The following is an 18,796-nucleotide window of genomic DNA, read 5'->3' on the forward strand; positions in this document are numbered from 1 at the left end:
AAGAAAATGTCCTGTTTGTTTTATTGTTGCACAAAAAGAACATATTTCTATGCCTTTTTGTTTTTGTATAGATTTTTTGGTAATTCTTCTGACCATGGCATGATTTTTTTAAGTAAATCTGCTGTCAGCTTATTTCCTGTCATTCTTGTTAGTATGTATTCTATATACTCATATGGTTTTAGACCATTTATTTTTGCACTTTCAATTATGCTGTACGCCGCTCCACTTGCTTTGGCTCCATTGATGCTGTTTGAAAACAGAAAATTTTTTCTGCCAATGACAAAGCTCTTACAACATCTTTCTGCTGAATTATTGCTTATTTCAACTCGCCCATCTTCTATATAATATCTTAAATATTTTTCATTATTGATGGCATATGTCATTGCCGTATCCAAATGTGATTTCTTTGGTGTATGTGGCGCAACTGTTTTCACTATTTCATAGAATTCTTCAAGTACTGGAAGTGATTTTGTTTTTCTTTCTCTGGTTATACGATCATAATCCTTTTTGTATTTTTTATCGTATACCTTCTCAAGATAAAACAGTTTATTGATCAACTGATACATTTTATATGTTTGGGTTTCTTTTATTACTGTCCCTTTTGGCGCAACATCCATTACTTCTACCAGTTTTCTTCTAATATGAGCAAAACATCCCATGTTTTTTATATCTTTTATATTTGCATAGGCCTGGTAGCCATCACTTTGAATTACTCCATTAAAGCCTTCAAGATAATCGCTGGCTCTATCATATTTTCTGTCGTTTTCAAACTGATAGAGCACCATCTTCTTTTCTTCGCTTCTTCCTGTTTTATACACCCACATCTAACAGTCCTGTTTTCCTTCACTCTTTTTGAGTTCTAATACTTCCAGCTTTGTTTCATCTGCATTGATATATTCACATTTTAAAAGCTGATCATGCATGTACTCAACAAATTCTTGAAAGTAAAGATCATAGAGTTTCATGATCCAGTTGGACATTGTCTGCCTCGATAATGTAATCCCTATGCGTTCAAGTGCCTTTTCCTATCTGTATAATGGCAAAGAAAGATTGTATTTTTTATCAAGTATCGATGCGAGCAATGATGGTGAAGCAAAACTTTTAGGTATGACTGCTTTAGGCATATCACCTTTGTACATTGGTGTTGTTTCAATTTCTTCATCATACTCCCCGCTGTAAACATATTGAATATGTTTTATGACTTCATAATATTCTTTATGATGGACAAGTTCTTTTCTTTCATTCGTTCCAATCAGTCTTAATGGCTTCCCTGTTTGAGGATCTGTTTTATCTTCCAAATCATGTTCAACAACTGTTTCAGGAAGATCTTCAATCCCTCTTTTCTTTGATTTCTTTCTTGAATGTGATGTAACTCTTACCTGTAGTTCTGGTTCTGTTTTTAATACTGTTGATTCAGTTTCAGCTTCATTGAAAAGGTTGAGTGTCAATTGATCAGGTATTTCGATCTTTTCGCTTCTTGATCCATAAAATGTTTTTTTATAAAGAACCAGCTGTTCACGAACATAATTCAGTTCCTGTTTCAGACTTTCTATGACTGTATTTTTTGCTTCAAGTTCAGCTTCCAACTGTCTGATTCTTTTATCCTTTTTCATTGTCATCACATCCTTCAAACAGGAAAGATTATACCATAAATTATTAGATGAGAATACAGTTTGATACAGTATCCTCACTAATTTTATTTTCAAATTCCAATCCTTCAATCAGCCAGTTGAGCTGTTGGGGTGTAATCATCAAAACGCCTGATTCCTCATGCTTTTTAAACTTGAATTTTCCATTTTCAAGTCTTCTTGTAAAAAGCCAGAAGCCATTGGCTTCATAATAAAGCATCTTGATTCTATTACGTGAAGCATTGGTAAAAATAAACAAGCTATGATCCAAGACATTCATGCTGAACTGAGATGTAACAATCAAAGCAAGATCATCAATTTGTTTTCTCATGTCACAAAACTGCTTGGTAACATAAATATTTTTGATTTCATCATTATTGATAAGCATAGCAGGTTCTCCAATAAAATCTTGAAATTTTGTTTGGAACAGAAAATACGATGACGGTCAATATCAAAATCAATAACATCATTACTTTTATCAATGATGACAGGAATAAAAATATTTTCTTCATCAAGAATCAAAGCCTTTTGTTTATAGAAGCTGGAAATACAAATAGGATTGTCATTACAATACTTTTTAATTGTCAAACCACTTTGTTTCTGTGCTTCGATAACTTCCTTCCATTTTTCTTTTCCTCTAATTATCAAAAAAGATGCGCCTCCTTATTAAGTACATCCTTATTGTATTGAATTCATCCATTATTTATAATCGCTTATTTATTTGACGCTTACTTAAGGCGCATGAAAACATGTGTCTTTTTTAATAGAATTATATCTTGATAACAAATTATTACAGGAATATAATATTTGCGGTGATAAAAATGGAAAATTATGACGAAGTAGAACAGAATGTAGAACAATTAGAAGATGAGTTAGAAGAAGTTGAAGAAGAACTCGAACAAAAAGAAGAAGGCTTTCTAGAGTGTGAACGTTGGCGTTGTTTTTTATTGTTGATTACTGTAGGGGGATTCTTTGGGGCTTATACTTTTTCAGTAAAAGGTGGTGTTTTCTGTAATGCCCAAACAGCCAATATTGTTTTATTTGGCATGGCTTTAGGTAATATGGATTTCTCAAGAGCTGCTTATTTATTAATTCCTATTAGTTCTTATTTTATAGGAACAATGGTTTCTGAATATTTGGCTTTAAAAATAAAGAAATATAGAAAATTAAGATGGGATACCATCTTAATAGGGGTAGAAATAATTACTGTTATTATTTTAGGACTACTTCCTAGTAGTGTACCTGATCAAGTATTTCAAGTAACAATTAACTTTATTTGTGCAATGCAATTTAATACTTTTAGACAAGCAGAAAAAGTAGGTATGGCTACTACTTTTGTAACAAATCATATTAGACAAACAGGGAGTTTCTTTGTTCGTTGGTTAAGAAAAAGACATGAAAAGAAATATTTAAATCGTTCTTTAAGACATTTATGTATGATTTTATGTTTTATAGGTGGTGCTGTTCTTTCTACTGTGATGTGTCATTATTTTAAAGATAGAGCTATATGGGGTTCACTTATTTTCTTAATTATTTTACAAGGGGACTTATTATATGCTGATTTAGTCAAAGAAAAAGAATTATTAGATCAAGTTCCAAATGGGCATTAATGCCCATTTTTTCTTGTTTAAATCGTCTATTTCATGTATTATTATTGTGCTATGAGTATAAAAAATTTAATGGAGGTAAAAAGCTATGAATGAAAGTATGTTAGATAGATTAGTATCTATGGAAAATAGATATGAAGAATTAGGTCATATGTTAATGGATCCAGATATTGGTACTGATATTAAAAAAATGACAGATGTTACAAAAGAACAAGCTTCTTTACAAGCTGCTTATGATTTGTTTCAAGAATATAAAGAAGTAAAAGATGGTATTGATGGTGCTAAAGAATTAATGAAGGAAAATGATCCTGAAATTAAAGAAATGGCAAAAATGGAATTAGATGAATTAGAAGAAAGAATGCCAGATATTATTAAAAAATTAGAATTAGAATTAATTCCTAAAGATCCAAATGATAATAAAAACGTTATCATGGAAATCCGTGGAGCTGCTGGTGGAGATGAAGGAAATATCTTTGCAGGTGATTTATATAGAATGTATGTAAAATATGCTGAAAGCCAAGGATGGAAAGTAGAAGTTATGGAAGCTGAAGAATCTGAAGCTGGTGGTTTCTCACTTATTTCATTCAATGTGATTGGTGATGGTGTTTATGGTAAATTAAAATATGAATCTGGATCACACCGTGTTCAACGTGTTCCTAAGACTGAAACACAAGGACGTGTGCATACTTCAACTGCAACAGTATTAGTTATGCCAGAAATGGAAGAAGTTGATGTACAAATTAATAAAAGTGATTTAAGAATTGATACTTATCGTGCAAGTGGTGCCGGAGGACAACATATCAATAAAACAGATTCAGCTGTTCGTATTACTCACTTACCAACAGGAATTGTGGCAACAAGCCAAGATGGACGTTCTCAACATGATAACCGTGATAAAGCAATGAAAGCTTTAGTAGCACGTGTTTATGATTACTTCCAATCTCAACAAACAGAAGCAATTGATAGTGAAAGAAAATCGAAAGTTGGTACTGGAGATCGTGCTGAAAAGATCAGAACTTATAACTATCCTCAAAACCGTGTAACAGATCATCGTATTGGACTTACAATTCAACAATTAGATCGTATTATTGAAGGTAAATTAGATGATATTATTACAGCATTAATCAATGAAGATCAACGTCTTAAATTAGAAGGACAAAAATAATGAAAACAGTTAGAGAATTAATTAAAGAAGCCGAAAGTAAATTGGATGATGAACATAAAGATGTCAATGTCGCAAAAGTCTTATTTTATCATCTTGCTAAAAAAGAACCACATGAGCTTTATTTAATGATGAATGAAGAAGTGGAACCTGAATTAGAAAAAGCTTTTCTTGCTGGAATGGAAGAATATTATCAAGGGAAACCTATTCAATATATTAAAGGTTGTGAAAGTTTCTTTGGTAGAGACTTTAAAGTGAATGAAGATGTATTGATTCCTCGTTATGAAACAGAAGAATTGGTAGAAAACATCTTATATCGTATTGATGATTACTTTAATGATTATAAAGAAATTCATTTATGTGATGTAGGGACAGGAAGTGGTGCTATTGCGATTACTCTTGCTTTAGAAGAACCACGTTTAAAAGTCATTGCGACAGATATTTCTAAAGAAGCTTTAGTTGTTGCTCAAGATAATGCGAAAACATTAGGGGCGAATGTTGAATTTAGAAATGGAGATATGTTACAACCTTTATTAGATACACATGAAAAAGTAGATATCTTTGTTTCTAATCCACCTTATATTCCTAATGATCAAGATATTGAAGCAATGGTTAAAGACAATGAACCTCATGTAGCATTATTTGGAGGAAATGATGGTCTTTATTTCTATCGTAAGATTTTTAAAGAAGTAAAACCTTTATTAAATGATCGAGCTTTATTAGCTTTTGAAATGGGATTTGATCAAAGAGAATTGATGGAAACAGCAATCAAAGAATTCTTTGGAGATTACCCTTTTGAAATTATTAAAGACATTAATGGAAAAGATAGAATGTTATTTATCTATTATAATTTAAAATAATATGAATATAGAAACAGAAAGACTCATAATCAAGCCACTTACATTAGATGATGCCAAACGTTTTAGTGAATATCGTGATAAAGAAGAAGTTGCAATGTATCAATCATGGGATGAATATCCTTTAAATAAGGCTATTAACCGTATTGAATATTGTCAAAAGCATCCATTTCATGGACAAATTGGTAACTACCAATTTGGTCTTTATTTAAAAGAAAACAATCAGCTTATTGGAGATATTTTTATTGAAATAGATGGGCATACAACTTTTACTTTAGGATATACTTTAGATAGTGTTTACTGGTCTAAAGGATATGCAAGTGAAGCATTAAAGAGTGTATTTAAGGCAATGCATGAAACATATTCTTTTAAAATATGTTTATGTCATGTATATGAAGATAATATAAAATCAATTAAACTATTAGAAAGAAATGGATTCGATAAAATCCATAAATCTTGGTTTTACCAAGATGTACTTTATCGTAAAATGTTAAATAAATAGATTTTATCAAAATGAGTTAAATGGATAATTCAAAATAAAAGGCACCAATTTAAAGATGTCTTTTTTTAGTGACAAAATATTTAAAATAAACTCTATATAATGATTACGAGGTGGAAATAAAATGGATTTAGTTATCGTCAATAAACAAAAACACGTGCATTATATTTTACCAATCATTATATTTTTTAGTACCATTATTTTAAGCTATGCTAAAATACAAGAAACAGCCTTACCTTTTTTATTACCTTTATTTATTGTATCGTTTTATAGTGGATATCTGTATCTTACATGCTTTTTAACAGCGATTATAGGAATATCGATTATTAATCAAGATACATTTACAATTGTTGTCATCATTACATTATTACTGACCATTTATCTTCTTAACTTTACACATCTATTAAAAACAAAGTATATTTCTTTTATTATAACAGCAATTTTGATTCCATTTTTTTATGCGAATCATTACAACATCTTACAAACAACAGTTCTTGTCATGTTAACGTTGTTTAATTGTTATCTTGATCAAGAAATTATTCCTTTAATTATTCATCAAAATAAAAATGTTTTAAATATAAAAAGATTACAAGCATTAATTGTTGTGGTATGTACATTATTTATTAGCTTTATTTCTTTTAATACAACATATACAATGATTTTTTTAAGATATTTCTTATTGATTTCTATTTATTATCTATCAATTGAAAAAGTCATGCCTATTATTTTATATCTTTCTATTCTTTTAATGCTGATAGCTCCATCATTAAAAGATGATGTCTTATCCTTAATATTACCAATGAGTTTCTTTTTTTTGATGCAACCTAAAAACAAATATCTATTCATATCTATTTTCTTATTATCACATATTACACTACCATTTTTTATTAATTACAATTACTTCTATTATGCTTTTGTGATTCTTGTTCCAGTTTTTTTATTTATGATTTCTCCACAATTTAAAAATAAAAAAATAAAGATCAATCCAGAATTTATAGAAATAAGTTATCAAGAACAACTTAAAAGTAAAGCAGATGCTTTTGCATCTTTATTTCATCAACTCACAGAAGTTTTTAAAGAAGAAAATCAAGAAACCCATTTATCTGAATATGTGGGATATGTTTATGAGGATGTGTGTCATCATTGTTCTTCTAAAAAATATTGTTTTTATAGTCAAGAAGGAATGAGTCGTTTAGGTAAGTTGATTTCTAAGGGAATTCAAAAAGATTTAGAGGTAGATGATTATAATTATATTTATCAACATTGTTTAAAGCCGGATGATTATTTAAAGAGTTTAAAGAATCATCAAAAAGGTTATTTTAAGATGTTAAAAGTTAATCATGCACATGATCATTTAAAAAAAGATTTATTTCAAGAGTTTTCAATCATGGGTCATGTTTTTCAAAACTTTTCTAAAAAGATAGACGAACAAGATAATGAAAAGAAAATCTTAGAACATTTAAAAGCGTATCATTTTGAAGTGTATTATTTAAAGAAAATAAAAAAAGATTATGAAAATTATATGTTAGAAATAGGAATAGAAGATATAGATGAAAAAACTGTAACAGAAGAACTTATTCCTATTTTAGAAAATTATTTAAATGAATCATTAGATCTTGTCTCTATTAAAAAGCAACATCTTCAAATAGGTTACACTTCAATTTTATTAAAACATGAACTTAAATATACATTACAACTTGCGAAAAAACAGTATGCTTTAGATCAACAATGTGGAGATAGTATTCTTACTTTTGGTTTAGATGAACATCATTATGTGGCTTTATCTGATGGTATGGGACAAGGTTATATTGCTTATAAGGAAAGTAAGTTAACATTGGATGTTTTAAGTCAATTGCTTAAAAATGGCATTCAATTAAGAGATACATTGAATACTTTAAATACGTTATTAAAGATAAAGAATCAAGGAGATATGTATACGACATTAGATTTATTTGATTTTAATTTAATGAATTCAAGATTAAAAGTAATTAAATATGGAGCTTATGAAAGTTATTTAATAAGAAATCATCAAATAGATGTTTTACATTCACATTCTTTACCAGTAGGAATGGCTTCTACAATGAAGATGGTTTCTTATGATATGAAAATCAAAGAAAATGATATATTGATTCTTACAAGTGATGGAGTAGGAGAACATTTCTTTGATTTATTAAAAAAATATCAAGAAGAAATTGAAAAGATGTCAGTTTATGAAATTGTTTCCTTTCTTTTTCAAAAATCTTTTCAAAAGAAAGATCTAGATGATATGAGTATTATTGTTATTAAAGTGGTCAATAGAAATTAGAGATATGCTATAATACAAGCGGTGAGATTATGTTAGATGAAAGTTTATTAGATAAAAATAGAAAATATCTTGTAGGAGTATCAGGTGGCGTCGATTCGATGGCTTTATTAGATATGTTAGTTAAAAAAGCATACAATGTCATTGTTGTACATTATAATTATCATTTTAGAGAAGATAGTGATCTTGATGAAAATCTCGTACGTAGTTATTGTCAAAATCATCATCTTCCTTTTTATGTAAGACAAGGAGATAAAAAAGAATATCAAAAAGGTAATTTTGAAATGTTAGCAAGAGAAAAAAGATATGCTTTTTATAAAGAAATAGGTGATTTAAATGGAATTGATACGATTATTTTAGGGCATCATTTAAATGATCATTTAGAAACGATCGTGATGCAATTACAAAGACATAATACAAAGGGATATTTGGGTATAAAAGAACAATCTTATGTTAAAAATATGCATGTTGTAAGACCCTTATTAAAGTTAAAAAAACAACAACTTATAGATTATTGTACTAAAAATCATCTTGAATATCATGAAGACTATACAAACTATGATACACGTTATACACGTAATCATGTAAGACATATCGATCTTAAAAAATATAATGAACAAGAATTATTAGAAAAGGCAAGTAAACATAATCAACAATACAAAAAACAACAAGCAAAACTCCAACAAATTTATCAAGAATATGATCAAAATCATTTCTTGTATTTAGATAAGTTACCAACAGAATCATTAGATCAAATCATTTATTATATGTTAAAAAAAGAGATCTATCCACCACTTATAACAGAAAACTTAGTACAAGAAATTATTAAACAAATCCATTCACAAAAACCAAATATTGAAATATCATTACCTGTTAATTTTGTGTTCATAAAAAAGTATAATAATATAGCCGTTAGAAAAAAAGAAATTGACGATACTTATTATGTAAAGTATGAATCTTTTTATAAAGATCAACAATTACATTATTTTTTAACAGATCAAGGACATCTTCACGATGGTGTTTTTCTTTCAAAAGAAGACTTTCCAATAGTTATAAGATGTTTTAAAAATGGTGATACAATCAAAACATCTGGAGGAACAAAAAAGGTCTCTAGGCTATTTATAGATCGTAAAATTCCTAGAGATGAGCGTAAAATATGGCCAATCGTTGAAAATTGCCATGGTGAGATCATTTTGATCCCACATATCGCCAAAAATATCAAGTATTTATATACAAAACCAAATGTTTTTGTGATAAAATATGACACATGTAAGTGAGGTGTAAGGTATGCACAAGGATATAAAAGAAATATTATATACAGAAGAAGAAATTAAGGCTAAATGTGATGAATTAGCAAAACAAATTGATCAAGATTATGCTGGTCAAGAAATTTTATTAGTTGGTTTATTAAAAGGTTCAGTTCCATTTATGGCAGAACTTGCTAAACATTTAAAAAGTGATGTTAAGTTCGACTTTATGTCAGTAAGTAGTTATAGTGGTGTTGAATCTAAAACATTAGTTGTTAGACAAGATATTAAAGAAGATATTCGTGGTAAGAATGTTTTAATTGTAGAAGATATTTTAGATACTGGAAAGACTTTATATAACGTTAAAGAAATGTTAGAAAAAAGACATGCTAAGAGTGTTAAAATCGTGACTTTATTAGATAAAGAAGAAGGTCGTGTTTTTGATATGAAAGCTGATTATTCAGGATTTAAAATTCCTAATGCCTTTGTTGTAGGATATGGTCTTGATTTTAATGAACGTTATCGTCAATTACCTTATATAGGTATTTTAAAAGAAGATTGTTATAAAAAATAGTTAGGAGATTTTATGGGAAATAAAAAAGGATTGTTGAAGTCTATCCTACCATGGCTTATTGTACTGATGGTTATTTCTGTGGCAATTCCTTTCTTTAATCAAAGTGAATCGTCAGAAATTAGATATGATAAGTTTATAGAGATAGTTCAAAAAGAAAAAGTAAAAGATGTAGAAATCGTTCCTAAATCATTAGTCATTGATGTGAGTGGAACATATTCTAAAAAAGCAAGCAATGGTAAAAAAGAAGATACTAAATTCTCTGTTGTTATTCCAAGAACAGAAACAGAATTAGATTCTTTAATTAGCTTGTTAGATGAAAATGGTACAAAAATCAATGTTGTCAATGATGCTGAAAGAAATCAATTATTGAACTTCATTGTAAGCTTATTACCATACTTGATCTTATTTGGAGGAATGTTCTTCTTCTTGAAGATGATGTCAAATACTGCTGGTGGTAATAATAAAGCCTTTGAATTTGGTAATTCAAGAGCTAAACTAGAAAAAAATTCTAAAACACATTTTAGTGATGTTGCTGGAATGGATGAAGAAAAAGAAGAAGTTAAAGAGTTAGTTGACTTCTTAAAAACACCAAAGAAATTTGCTGATATGGGTGCTAAGATCCCACGTGGTGTTTTACTTGTAGGTCCACCAGGTACAGGGAAAACATTACTTGCTAGAGCAGTAGCAGGTGAAGCAAACGTTCCATTCTACTCAATTTCAGGTTCTGAATTCGTAGAAATGTTCGTTGGTGTTGGGGCTGGACGTGTAAGGGACATGTTCAAAAAAGCAAAACAAACAGCACCATGTATTATCTTCATTGACGAAATTGATGCAGTTGGTCGTCAAAGAGGTACTGGTATGGGTGGAGGACACGATGAACGTGAACAAACACTTAACCAATTATTAGTTGAAATGGATGGTTTCTCTGGAAATGAAGGAATTATCGTTTTAGCAGCTACAAACCGTGCAGATGTCTTAGATCCAGCTTTACTTAGACCAGGTCGTTTCGATAGACAAATCCAAGTAGCTAATCCAGATAAACGTGCACGTAGTCAAATCTTAAAAGTTCATGCAAGAAATAAACGTTTTGCACCAGATGTTAATTTTGATAACATCGCTCAACGTACACCAGGGTTCTCTGGGGCTGAACTTTCAAACGTTTTAAATGAAGCTGCCTTACTTGCTGTAAGACAAAATCATGATTTAATTACAATGGCTGATATTGATGAAGCGGTGGACCGTGTTATGGGTGGACCTGCTAAGAAATCACGTAAATATACAGAAAGAGAAAGACGCTTAGTGGCTTACCATGAAGCAGGACATGCTTTAATAGGTTTAACTTTAGAAGATGCCAATAAAGTACAAAAAGTTACAATTGTTCCTCGTGGACAAGCAGGTGGTTATAACTTAATGACACCTAAAGAAGAAACATATTTCCAAACTAAGAGTCAATTAAAAGCAACTATTTCAGGATATATGGGTGGACGTGTGGCTGAAGAAGTCTTCTTTGGAGATGTAAGTTCAGGAGCACACAACGATATTGAACAAGCAACTCGAATTGCGAGAATGATGGTTACTGAATTAGGTATGTCTGAACTTGGACCTATTCAATATGATTCTGAAAATGGACAAGTTTTCTTAGGTAGAGATTATACACAAAGAAGTAATACACATTCAGGACAAATTGCTTATGAAATTGATGTTCAAGTACGAAAAATTATTGATGCTTGTTATCAAGAAGCAACAAATATTATTGAACAAAATAAAGAAAAACTTATTTGTATTGCAGAAGCATTACTTGAACATGAAACATTATCTGGTGAAGATATTGAATCTTTATACAATACAGGTAAAATGTTAGAACATCATGATGGAACTTTAACTGAAGAACCTGTTCAAGAAGTTAAAGAAGAAAAACCATCAATTGATGATCAAGATGATTTATTAGATGAAATGAAATAAAGCGAATTTCGCTTTTTTTCATTTAGAAAGGGGATAAATATGAGTACACGAACAAAGAGAATTGTAATCATCTTAATCGCTTTAAGCATGATTATTCCGATATTTTCTTCCGTGTTCTTTTTATAGAAAAGAAAAATGAAAGATTATTTAGTAAGAGGATTAGTCAATAGTAAAAATTGTCGTGTGTTTGCCTGCCAAACAACGAATTTATTAGAAAAAGCAAGACAAGAACATGATTTATGGCCAACAGCATCTGCTGCTCTTGGAAGAATGATGTCAGCTACTCTTATGATGGCTGCAATGAATAAAAACAATGAAAAAATGACTGTCACAATTAATGGTGGAGGACCAATTGGTACGATGATGGCTGTTACGCGTGGTGATGGACATATTAAAGGTTTTGTAGGTGATCCACATGTTCATTATACTTATAATGATACTGGACATTTAGCAGTAGGTGTGGCTGTTGGAACACAAGGAACGTTACAAGTGATTAGAGATATGGGGTTAAAAGAACCCTTCTGTGGAACAGTACCACTTCAAACAGGTGAAATTGGTGATGATTTTTCTTATTATTTCATGGCAAGTGAACAAACTCCATCAGTTGTTTCTGTAGGTGTTTTAGTTGATGAAACAAATGAAATCTTATCTTCAGGTGGTTTTATTATTCAATTATTACCAGAAGCTACTGAAGAAGATATTTCTTATATTGAAGAAAAAATAAAAGATTTCCCTGCTGTTTCTTCATTGATTCATGAAGGAAAAACACCAGAAGAAATCTTAAAAATGATTTTTGATGATGTTGAAATTACAGATCGACAAGATTTATTCTTTACTTGTGATTGTTCAAGAGAAAAGATGATCAATGCTTTATCAACTATTGGAAAACAAGAACTTCAAAGTATGATTGATGAGGATCATGGTTGTGAAATTACATGTCAATTCTGTAATACAAAATATCAATTTAGTGAAGAAGAATTGCAAAATTTAATTAATCGTTTATAATCACATTGAAAAGTATGAAAATACTATATATAAATGAGTTTTACGATTTATTTCAAAATAAAAAAGGTAGATTTTACAAGGGGTTTGAGAAAGATACTATTGTTTCAATTTAATATAATAGTATCTAGCTTTACCCCAAATTTACCCCAAAAATAAATAAGTGTTATACTAGGATAATTAACTATTAGTCATTTTAGGCTAATAGTTTTTTTAGCTATGAGCCATAGTTATTATGACCTGATTAATTTGTATGGTGTCATTGAATTAGTGACACCTTAAAAAATGGCTTTTGTCCTTTTTTGTCCATAACTCTATAATGTGCAACCTTTTAGGGATGCAACCAATAAAAAAAGTTGCATTATAAATCATACTAGCTCAAGCTTTTTTAATCTCCTGTTTATAGATTGCCTTAATTCACTTATAGACATATCGTTATCATTTGCTATTTCTTCATCACTCATTAAATACACATATTTACAATAAAGAATATGATCGTATTTCCTTAATAAAATATCGTTTATCTTTATGTATTGGTCTAATTGCTCTAAATATGCGTTGTCTACTTCGTTTATTTTATCTACTATAGTTTTATTAGGTTTGTTATTTTTATTGCTACAATTAAAATAACTAATACTATGAACAGTATCTAAAGCGCTTTTTAATGTTTCATATTTCTCTTTTGACCTTTTATAGCTTTCTAAAAAAATATATTTTCTCTTCATTTGACATATTTATTCCACCTCAAAAAAAATGTATAAGATATACTTATGATTGCTATAAATATATATTATAACAAATAATACCTTTTATCACCTTTGCTTATTATAGAATAAACTTAACTTTTCTTAACTGTTGTTTAAACAAAAGAAAAACCGACTATTTGTCGGCTTCATCTCTAAATGTATCTTCATAATTTAATTTTCCTGAATTTAAAACAAAGTCCCTATCTCGCTTCATTTCATCTAATTCTTCCTGAGTTTTGACATGCTCACCAACAATAATTTGGTCAACATTCTCATATGTTTGATAAAACATATAATTTACACCATCATTTAGCGTCGGGTACAATTCAGCTTCAATAGTTGCTAATGCCAAAGAAACTTGTAATGCAAACAAAGGGTCACCATCAAAAGAAGGCCCTAAATCATTTAAATGGAACATACCAACTGATTGATCATTGCTATTAAGATACGTCAATTTTAAATCATGTTTAAGACTAGCATATTCATTTGACATTTTTATCACTCTTTTCTTTCTTAATGATTTTATTTTTCATGTTATTTAATGATCTGTTTAAATCTTTCTATTTATCAATACCATTATACTCAAATAGTAATATGTTTTAAATGTTATAAGGCGTAAATTTTTTGACACCTAATAAAAAGGGTGGTACCATTTTGGTCCCCCTTAAATAAGATTATTTTAAGTTTTAAGCGTTATTTATAAAACAGGTATTATTTTATATGAGTTTTATAAATGTTTATTAGAGCTTATTTTCCAATATAAGCACACCCTTTCTTTTGTGCTTTTGCACCTTGAACATATCCAAATACAAAGAATTTACAAATTAAATCAAAGTGTCCTTTACTTACCTTTTCTATCTTTTCAATATCTTCATAAGTTAGATCATATCTAGTATTTATTTTTCCTTTTGCATTTTCTATTGCTCTTAATGTGTTTAATTTTGCCATTGTTCTTACTCCTTTTTATTTCTTATATGCTTTATTTCTTTTTTGAGCCTTTACACCTTGAGCATAGCCAAAAGTGAAAGCATTTAAGATTAATTGAATTTTATCTATACTAGAGCTGTAAATAGCGTCTATATCTCTTATTTTTGCGTTGTAATTAGGATTTATTTTTCTTTTGGTATTTTTTATCAATTCTAATGTGTCTATTGGTCTAGTCATTATATTGTACCTCTTTCTTTTAAATATAGAGAGTGTTATAATTCATGTGGTAGTGCTTTTTATAACACTCTTGAATGAATAAAATTTCCCATTTATTTGTTCAATCGGTATAGGGTATTTTGCTCTATACCTTTTTTTGTTTAATGGACTTATTTATTTTTTGATGTTTCTTTTAATGGGAATAATGAAATATTATTAGGTGTTTGAATAACAATAGTATCTAAACCTTTCTTATTATTCTTGATTATTTCATTACTTGCCTTTTTAAACATTTCTTTCTTTTGTCTGTTCTTTTTCATTGATGTTTTAACATTTCCTTTCTATTTTAGACTTTTAGCGAGTTCTTTTTATTGTTGGTATTGGTAGTTTTTTTTAATATATTGGTAGCATATTTTATGATGTTGGCGCTTTTTTTAAATTGTCACCTATAGCCTCTTTAAATTGTCAAAAAATAGAGTTGTGACAATTATTAAAAGTGTTGATATAATCAACGTTTTTTTTGATTTTTTAAGTTGAATTGCCATATTTTGGACTTAGACCGCTCATACCTAGAAGCGCCCTAAGTTGAAAATTTGACAATTTAACGTGTTTTTTCTCTTGAAACCCTTGCCCTGTATAGGTTTTCAAAGATTACCACTTATTGAAAATTTGACAATTTAATAACAATAAGTGTGACAATTTAAAAACTCTATTTATTAAGGCTTATTATCATTTCTCTTTCTTTTCCTTTTCCCGTTGTTTTTGTAGTGATGTCATTATTTTCTTTCATTTGTTTTTTAGCTCTTTCATAAGTACGAGAACTATATCCGTTGTTTTCAATGATCTCTTTTAATTCTTTATTAGTGATTTGATTATTTTCATTTCCTTTTAAAACCTGTTTAATAAATGACATTATTTCATCTATTGGGTTTCCTTTGCTCTTGCTAAAATTAGCATTAGAAAAATCTTTATCTTTTTTATCGGTTATACCTTTAAATATTACTTCTCCATCAAATATCTCATAAAGTGTAGTAGGTTGTGTCTTGGCTAAATTATTCTTTTCTTGTGACATATAACGTGTATTATCATCAATTCTCCCAAGAATAAATACACTTCTTGAAGCGTCCCATATTTCCGCACTATCACCAACTCTTTGACGTCCGTAGCTTTCTCTTTTGTTTGTATGAGCTAAAACAATAAAAGTAGTATCTTCTTTTACAGCTAAAGCTTTTAAACCGCCCATGTAATCCCTCATAGTTGTTTTATCACTCATATTTGTATTAGGTGGTAAAAATGCTTGTATTGGGTCAATTATTACTAATTGTGGTTTTATATCATGTATAAGCTTTTCTAATTCTTTAGAACCTATTTTCACTTTATAGGTATATTCATTTTCCGCACCTAAAACATAAATATTTTTTTGTATAAGAGTTCCTTGCTTTAGCATTTTTCTTTTAGTAACTTTGCTTATATCTTCTTCACTAGATATAAATAACACTTTTTGAGGTTTCCTACTTTGTTTTGAGTATTCTTCTTCACTTTCAAAAAACACTTGCTCACCACTAGAAATAGCACTAACAATAGCACTAGCTACAAACCCTTTACCAACTCCACCATCACCACATAAAATAGTGACTTCGTTCTTTGGGATGTAATTTGTTATAAGCCATTCTGTAGGCTTTTCAATTACTTCGTTCAATGTTTTTATATGTGGGGTTTCTACGGTTTGTTTACTGAACGGTGTTCTAGGTATAAGTAACATTTTTGTTAGTTCTTCATGTGCTAATTGAACAGATAAATCATATTTAGCATTTTCTTTTTCTAACAGTGTCAATAATGGCTCACTTTCTTTTGAACCATCATATGACATAGCAAGATTATTTAATCTTTCTCTTAATTGCTCTTTATTCATTTATTTATTCCTTTCTTTTAGATTTGTGTAAGGTTTTAATCGAAAAAGAGCTTTATATTTTATTTTGTAAAGCTTTAGGAATAATCATATTTATTGTATCTCTTTTATCTATCATTTCTTTATGATCTATAACACCTAATACATAACAAATACTTAAATAACACATTGCTTTATATCCTCTTCTAGTAAGTTCATAAGAAGTCATTTCATTGTTGTTGTTTATTAAATTATCATAAAGTTTATCCATATCATTTTTTATAATGTTTATGCGATCTTCATAATAAAGTATTTTTTTTATGTATTCCTTTAGCAAGATTTGTATAGAAGTTTGAGCATAAATATAAACTTTTTCTTCTAGTTCTTTATCTTTAGCGTGTAAACATTCTTCTATGGTTTGTCGTGCTATTTCCCTTGCGTTTCGCTCTACATCATTAATATTCATTAATTACTTTCTCTTTTTCTATAACTTTCTAAAGCTTTAAGTTTATTAGAAACATCACAGCCACGATACACTTCTTGAAAGCGTTCAATTTCCCTTTGTGAGAACATAAAGCCTTTACCTGTTTTAATAGCTTGTATTAGCCCTAATTCTCTTAATACTGATATATGTTGTTTTGTAGTACCTAGCTTTTGGGCCACTTCTTCTTGTGTTAGCATATTCAAGTATGAAGCTTTTTCTTTTTCTTCTTTAACTTCAACCATGCTATATAGTTCTTTCTTTAAGTTTTCAACTTCTAAAGGTATTTGATTAATGCGCTTATTAATTTTTTCAAAGTTTAAAGAACTATCATTGTTATTTGAATTTAACAATCTCATTCTTTCTTCACTCAAAGATATGATCTTTAAAATCAATTCTTCTTGTTTTGTCATACTTTTTTCTCCTTTCTTATAGAATTATTGAGGCATAACTTCCACACCTACATAAATAATTGCTTTCTTCTTTTGTAAGAAAACCCTTATTAAATGCTTCGGTTATTTCAGTATGAAACATTGCAAGAGAATAACCACACCAAAAATCACTATGTAAATTCTTGTATTTAAGAATTTCATTAAAGCGTGTATCTAACTGTTTTATATAGCGTTCTTTTAATATATCCATAAAGTTACACCTCTTTTTAAATTGATCTAATTAAAATAGCTAAACAATCAGCAACAAAACAACATAATACGATAATTGTTACTAGTCCTCTTGTTGTTAATTTCATGTTCTTATACCTCATTTCTTTTTGGTTTCGTCAAAAATGACGATAACTTTAATTTTCTTCAATTAGATCTTTAAGCTCTACATTTAAAGCTCTTGCTACTTTACTAGCAATATCTTTTCGACAAGACTTGCCACATTTGATATTGCTTAATGTGACACGATTAACACCGCTTAAATTAGCTAATTCTTTAAGCGTTAAATCTTGTTTTGTTAGTTCAGTAACAAACTTAACTCTATCTAGCCTCATTGCATTTCACCTCGCTCCCTTGACTTAAGCAAATACTTAAGTTACTATTAGGTTAACATAAGCATATACTTAAGTAAAGACAAAAACATAACTTTTTACTTATGTTTCTTATGTAATGTGTTATACTTCGTATGAGGTGATAAAAAAATGAATGAAAATACAATAGGAAAAAACATAAAGAAAATTAGGAAAGAAAAAGGACTGACACAAAAGGAATTAGCAAATAAATTAAAAGTTAGTGAACCTATGATAAGTCAGTATGAATCTAAAAAAACACTAAAATTAGAAACGATTAGAAAAATAGCTAAAGCTCTAGGAGTTTCAATGAGTGAAATAATTGGTGAAAATTGGGGAACATTTTCAATAGAAGATTTTAGAAATGATTTTATTCAAGATGAAGAAAAAAAGTATTATAAAGAATTGAATAAAAGAAAAATAACCTTTATATATGAACTATTAGGAGAGTTATTTAAAAGAAATCAAAATCACCCAATAAATTTAAACGATACAAACGGACTTAATATTTTCTTAAATCGTGAATTAAAAGAGTACCAAACATTAAACAATGATGAACTTATTGAGATAGAAAGTGATATTTTTGATTATTTAGAATTTACTCTAGAAAGATATTTAAAGAATAAAGAAATTATAAAAAAATAATATGATATTTATCACCCCTCCTAGTATAACACGATCAATAAAAC

General features: G+C 29.0%; 24 protein-coding genes and 1 pseudogene. 10 read left to right on the forward strand and 15 right to left on the reverse strand.

Annotation, left to right across the window (positions count from 1 at the left end):
- Positions 1 to 47: 47 nt before the first annotated feature.
- From C7U54_RS15665 to tnpA, 5 genes and pseudogenes are all read right to left on the reverse strand, one after another.
- Positions 48 to 209 carry a transposase domain-containing protein gene (locus C7U54_RS15665; protein ID WP_241522580.1) on the reverse strand — a complete coding sequence of 54 codons (162 nt, stop codon included), beginning with the start codon at positions 207 to 209 and terminating at the stop codon, positions 48 to 50.
- Positions 204 to 980: pseudogene (tnpC, locus tag C7U54_RS06060) on the reverse strand (IS66 family transposase); the annotation flags it as partial. The gene C7U54_RS15665 and the pseudogene tnpC, both read right to left, overlap by 6 nt.
- A 45-nt stretch (positions 981 to 1,025) precedes the next feature.
- A complete protein-coding gene (locus C7U54_RS06070) occupies positions 1,026 to 1,613 on the reverse strand; it encodes an IS66 family transposase (protein ID WP_158546555.1) in 588 nt (195 codons plus the stop codon).
- Between the two features lie 43 nt (positions 1,614 to 1,656).
- Positions 1,657 to 2,016: an IS66 family insertion sequence element accessory protein TnpB gene (gene tnpB / locus C7U54_RS06075; protein ID WP_107029651.1), complete on the reverse strand. Its 360-nt coding sequence runs from the start codon at positions 2,014 to 2,016 to the stop codon at positions 1,657 to 1,659.
- Positions 1,956 to 2,276 (reverse strand): IS66 family insertion sequence element accessory protein TnpA, encoded by a 321-nt coding sequence (tnpA, locus tag C7U54_RS06080; RefSeq protein WP_107029652.1) that lies wholly within the window; start codon positions 2,274 to 2,276, stop codon positions 1,956 to 1,958. The genes tnpB and tnpA overlap by 61 nt, the downstream gene beginning before the upstream one ends.
- A 173-nt stretch (positions 2,277 to 2,449) precedes the next feature.
- Here tnpA and C7U54_RS06085 point away from each other — a divergent pair, with 173 nt between their 5' ends.
- The 9 genes from C7U54_RS06085 to hslO all read left to right on the forward strand — a co-directional run bounded on the left by C7U54_RS06085 (position 2,450) and on the right by hslO (position 12,843).
- Complete coding sequence (locus tag C7U54_RS06085) at positions 2,450 to 3,238, forward strand: YoaK family protein (RefSeq protein WP_107029653.1); 789 nt, start codon at positions 2,450 to 2,452, stop codon at positions 3,236 to 3,238.
- Positions 3,239 to 3,323: 85 nt separating this feature from the next.
- Positions 3,324 to 4,400, forward strand: coding sequence for a peptide chain release factor 1 (gene prfA / locus C7U54_RS06090; RefSeq protein WP_022002396.1), 1,077 nt, complete (start codon positions 3,324 to 3,326; stop codon positions 4,398 to 4,400).
- Entirely contained in the window at positions 4,400 to 5,257 is an 858-nt protein-coding gene (gene prmC / locus C7U54_RS06095; protein ID WP_032091181.1) for a peptide chain release factor N(5)-glutamine methyltransferase, read from the forward strand. Before prfA ends, prmC begins: the two co-directional genes overlap by 1 nt.
- Before the next feature lies 1 nt (position 5,258).
- On the forward strand, positions 5,259 to 5,756 hold the full coding sequence (locus C7U54_RS06100) for a GNAT family N-acetyltransferase (RefSeq protein ID WP_107029654.1): 498 nt from the start codon (positions 5,259 to 5,261) through the stop codon (positions 5,754 to 5,756).
- A gap of 121 nt (positions 5,757 to 5,877) precedes the next feature.
- A complete protein-coding gene (locus C7U54_RS06105; RefSeq protein ID WP_107029655.1) occupies positions 5,878 to 8,058 on the forward strand; it encodes a SpoIIE family protein phosphatase in 2,181 nt (726 codons plus the stop codon).
- 29 nt (positions 8,059 to 8,087) lie between these two features.
- A complete protein-coding gene (gene tilS / locus C7U54_RS06110; protein WP_162297494.1) occupies positions 8,088 to 9,332 on the forward strand; it encodes a tRNA lysidine(34) synthetase TilS in 1,245 nt (414 codons plus the stop codon).
- 10 nt (positions 9,333 to 9,342) lie between these two features.
- Entirely contained in the window at positions 9,343 to 9,876 is a 534-nt protein-coding gene (gene hpt / locus C7U54_RS14695; RefSeq protein WP_022002391.1) for a hypoxanthine phosphoribosyltransferase, read from the forward strand.
- Between the two features lie 12 nt (positions 9,877 to 9,888).
- A complete protein-coding gene (gene ftsH / locus C7U54_RS06115) occupies positions 9,889 to 11,838 on the forward strand; it encodes an ATP-dependent zinc metalloprotease FtsH (protein WP_107029656.1) in 1,950 nt (649 codons plus the stop codon).
- Between the two features lie 135 nt (positions 11,839 to 11,973).
- Complete coding sequence (hslO, locus tag C7U54_RS06120) at positions 11,974 to 12,843, forward strand: Hsp33 family molecular chaperone HslO (RefSeq protein WP_022002389.1); 870 nt, start codon at positions 11,974 to 11,976, stop codon at positions 12,841 to 12,843.
- Positions 12,844 to 13,208: 365 nt separating this feature from the next.
- Here the strand turns inward: hslO and C7U54_RS06125 are convergent, their stop codons facing one another.
- The 10 genes from C7U54_RS06125 to C7U54_RS06160 form a co-directional block, all read right to left on the reverse strand.
- Positions 13,209 to 13,565: a hypothetical protein gene (locus tag C7U54_RS06125; RefSeq protein WP_107029657.1), complete on the reverse strand. Its 357-nt coding sequence runs from the start codon at positions 13,563 to 13,565 to the stop codon at positions 13,209 to 13,211.
- Positions 13,566 to 13,719: 154 nt separating this feature from the next.
- Positions 13,720 to 14,079 carry a hypothetical protein gene (locus C7U54_RS06130; protein WP_107029658.1) on the reverse strand — a complete coding sequence of 120 codons (360 nt, stop codon included), beginning with the start codon at positions 14,077 to 14,079 and terminating at the stop codon, positions 13,720 to 13,722.
- Positions 14,080 to 14,333: 254 nt separating this feature from the next.
- Complete coding sequence (locus C7U54_RS06135) at positions 14,334 to 14,534, reverse strand: hypothetical protein (protein WP_107029659.1); 201 nt, start codon at positions 14,532 to 14,534, stop codon at positions 14,334 to 14,336.
- A 15-nt stretch (positions 14,535 to 14,549) separates the two neighbouring features.
- On the reverse strand, positions 14,550 to 14,750 hold the full coding sequence (locus C7U54_RS14565; RefSeq protein ID WP_155522447.1) for a hypothetical protein: 201 nt from the start codon (positions 14,748 to 14,750) through the stop codon (positions 14,550 to 14,552).
- A 149-nt stretch (positions 14,751 to 14,899) separates the two neighbouring features.
- Positions 14,900 to 15,049, reverse strand: coding sequence for a hypothetical protein (locus C7U54_RS14570; protein ID WP_155522448.1), 150 nt, complete (start codon positions 15,047 to 15,049; stop codon positions 14,900 to 14,902).
- Positions 15,050 to 15,438: 389 nt separating this feature from the next.
- Positions 15,439 to 16,641 (reverse strand): AAA family ATPase, encoded by a 1,203-nt coding sequence (locus C7U54_RS06140; RefSeq protein ID WP_107029660.1) that lies wholly within the window; start codon positions 16,639 to 16,641, stop codon positions 15,439 to 15,441.
- A gap of 52 nt (positions 16,642 to 16,693) precedes the next feature.
- Positions 16,694 to 17,083: a hypothetical protein gene (locus C7U54_RS06145; protein ID WP_107029661.1), complete on the reverse strand. Its 390-nt coding sequence runs from the start codon at positions 17,081 to 17,083 to the stop codon at positions 16,694 to 16,696.
- Positions 17,083 to 17,511, reverse strand: coding sequence for a helix-turn-helix domain-containing protein (locus C7U54_RS15145; RefSeq protein ID WP_241522572.1), 429 nt, complete (start codon positions 17,509 to 17,511; stop codon positions 17,083 to 17,085). The genes C7U54_RS06145 and C7U54_RS15145 overlap by 1 nt, the downstream gene beginning before the upstream one ends.
- A 16-nt stretch (positions 17,512 to 17,527) precedes the next feature.
- Positions 17,528 to 17,740, reverse strand: a complete 213-nt coding sequence (locus C7U54_RS06155) for a hypothetical protein (RefSeq protein WP_107029662.1) — start codon at positions 17,738 to 17,740, stop codon at positions 17,528 to 17,530.
- 154 nt (positions 17,741 to 17,894) lie between these two features.
- Positions 17,895 to 18,092 carry a helix-turn-helix domain-containing protein gene (locus C7U54_RS06160; protein WP_107029663.1) on the reverse strand — a complete coding sequence of 66 codons (198 nt, stop codon included), beginning with the start codon at positions 18,090 to 18,092 and terminating at the stop codon, positions 17,895 to 17,897.
- A gap of 147 nt (positions 18,093 to 18,239) precedes the next feature.
- On the opposite strand from C7U54_RS06160, the gene C7U54_RS06165 reads away from it, so the two are divergent.
- Positions 18,240 to 18,752 carry a helix-turn-helix domain-containing protein gene (locus C7U54_RS06165; protein WP_107029664.1) on the forward strand — a complete coding sequence of 171 codons (513 nt, stop codon included), beginning with the start codon at positions 18,240 to 18,242 and terminating at the stop codon, positions 18,750 to 18,752.
- Positions 18,753 to 18,796 lie beyond the last annotated feature (44 nt).

Origin of the sequence: Faecalibacillus intestinalis (genome assembly GCF_003024685.1) — a bacterium.
Classification (GTDB): Bacteria; Bacillota_I; Bacilli_A; order Erysipelotrichales; family Coprobacillaceae; genus Faecalibacillus; species Faecalibacillus intestinalis.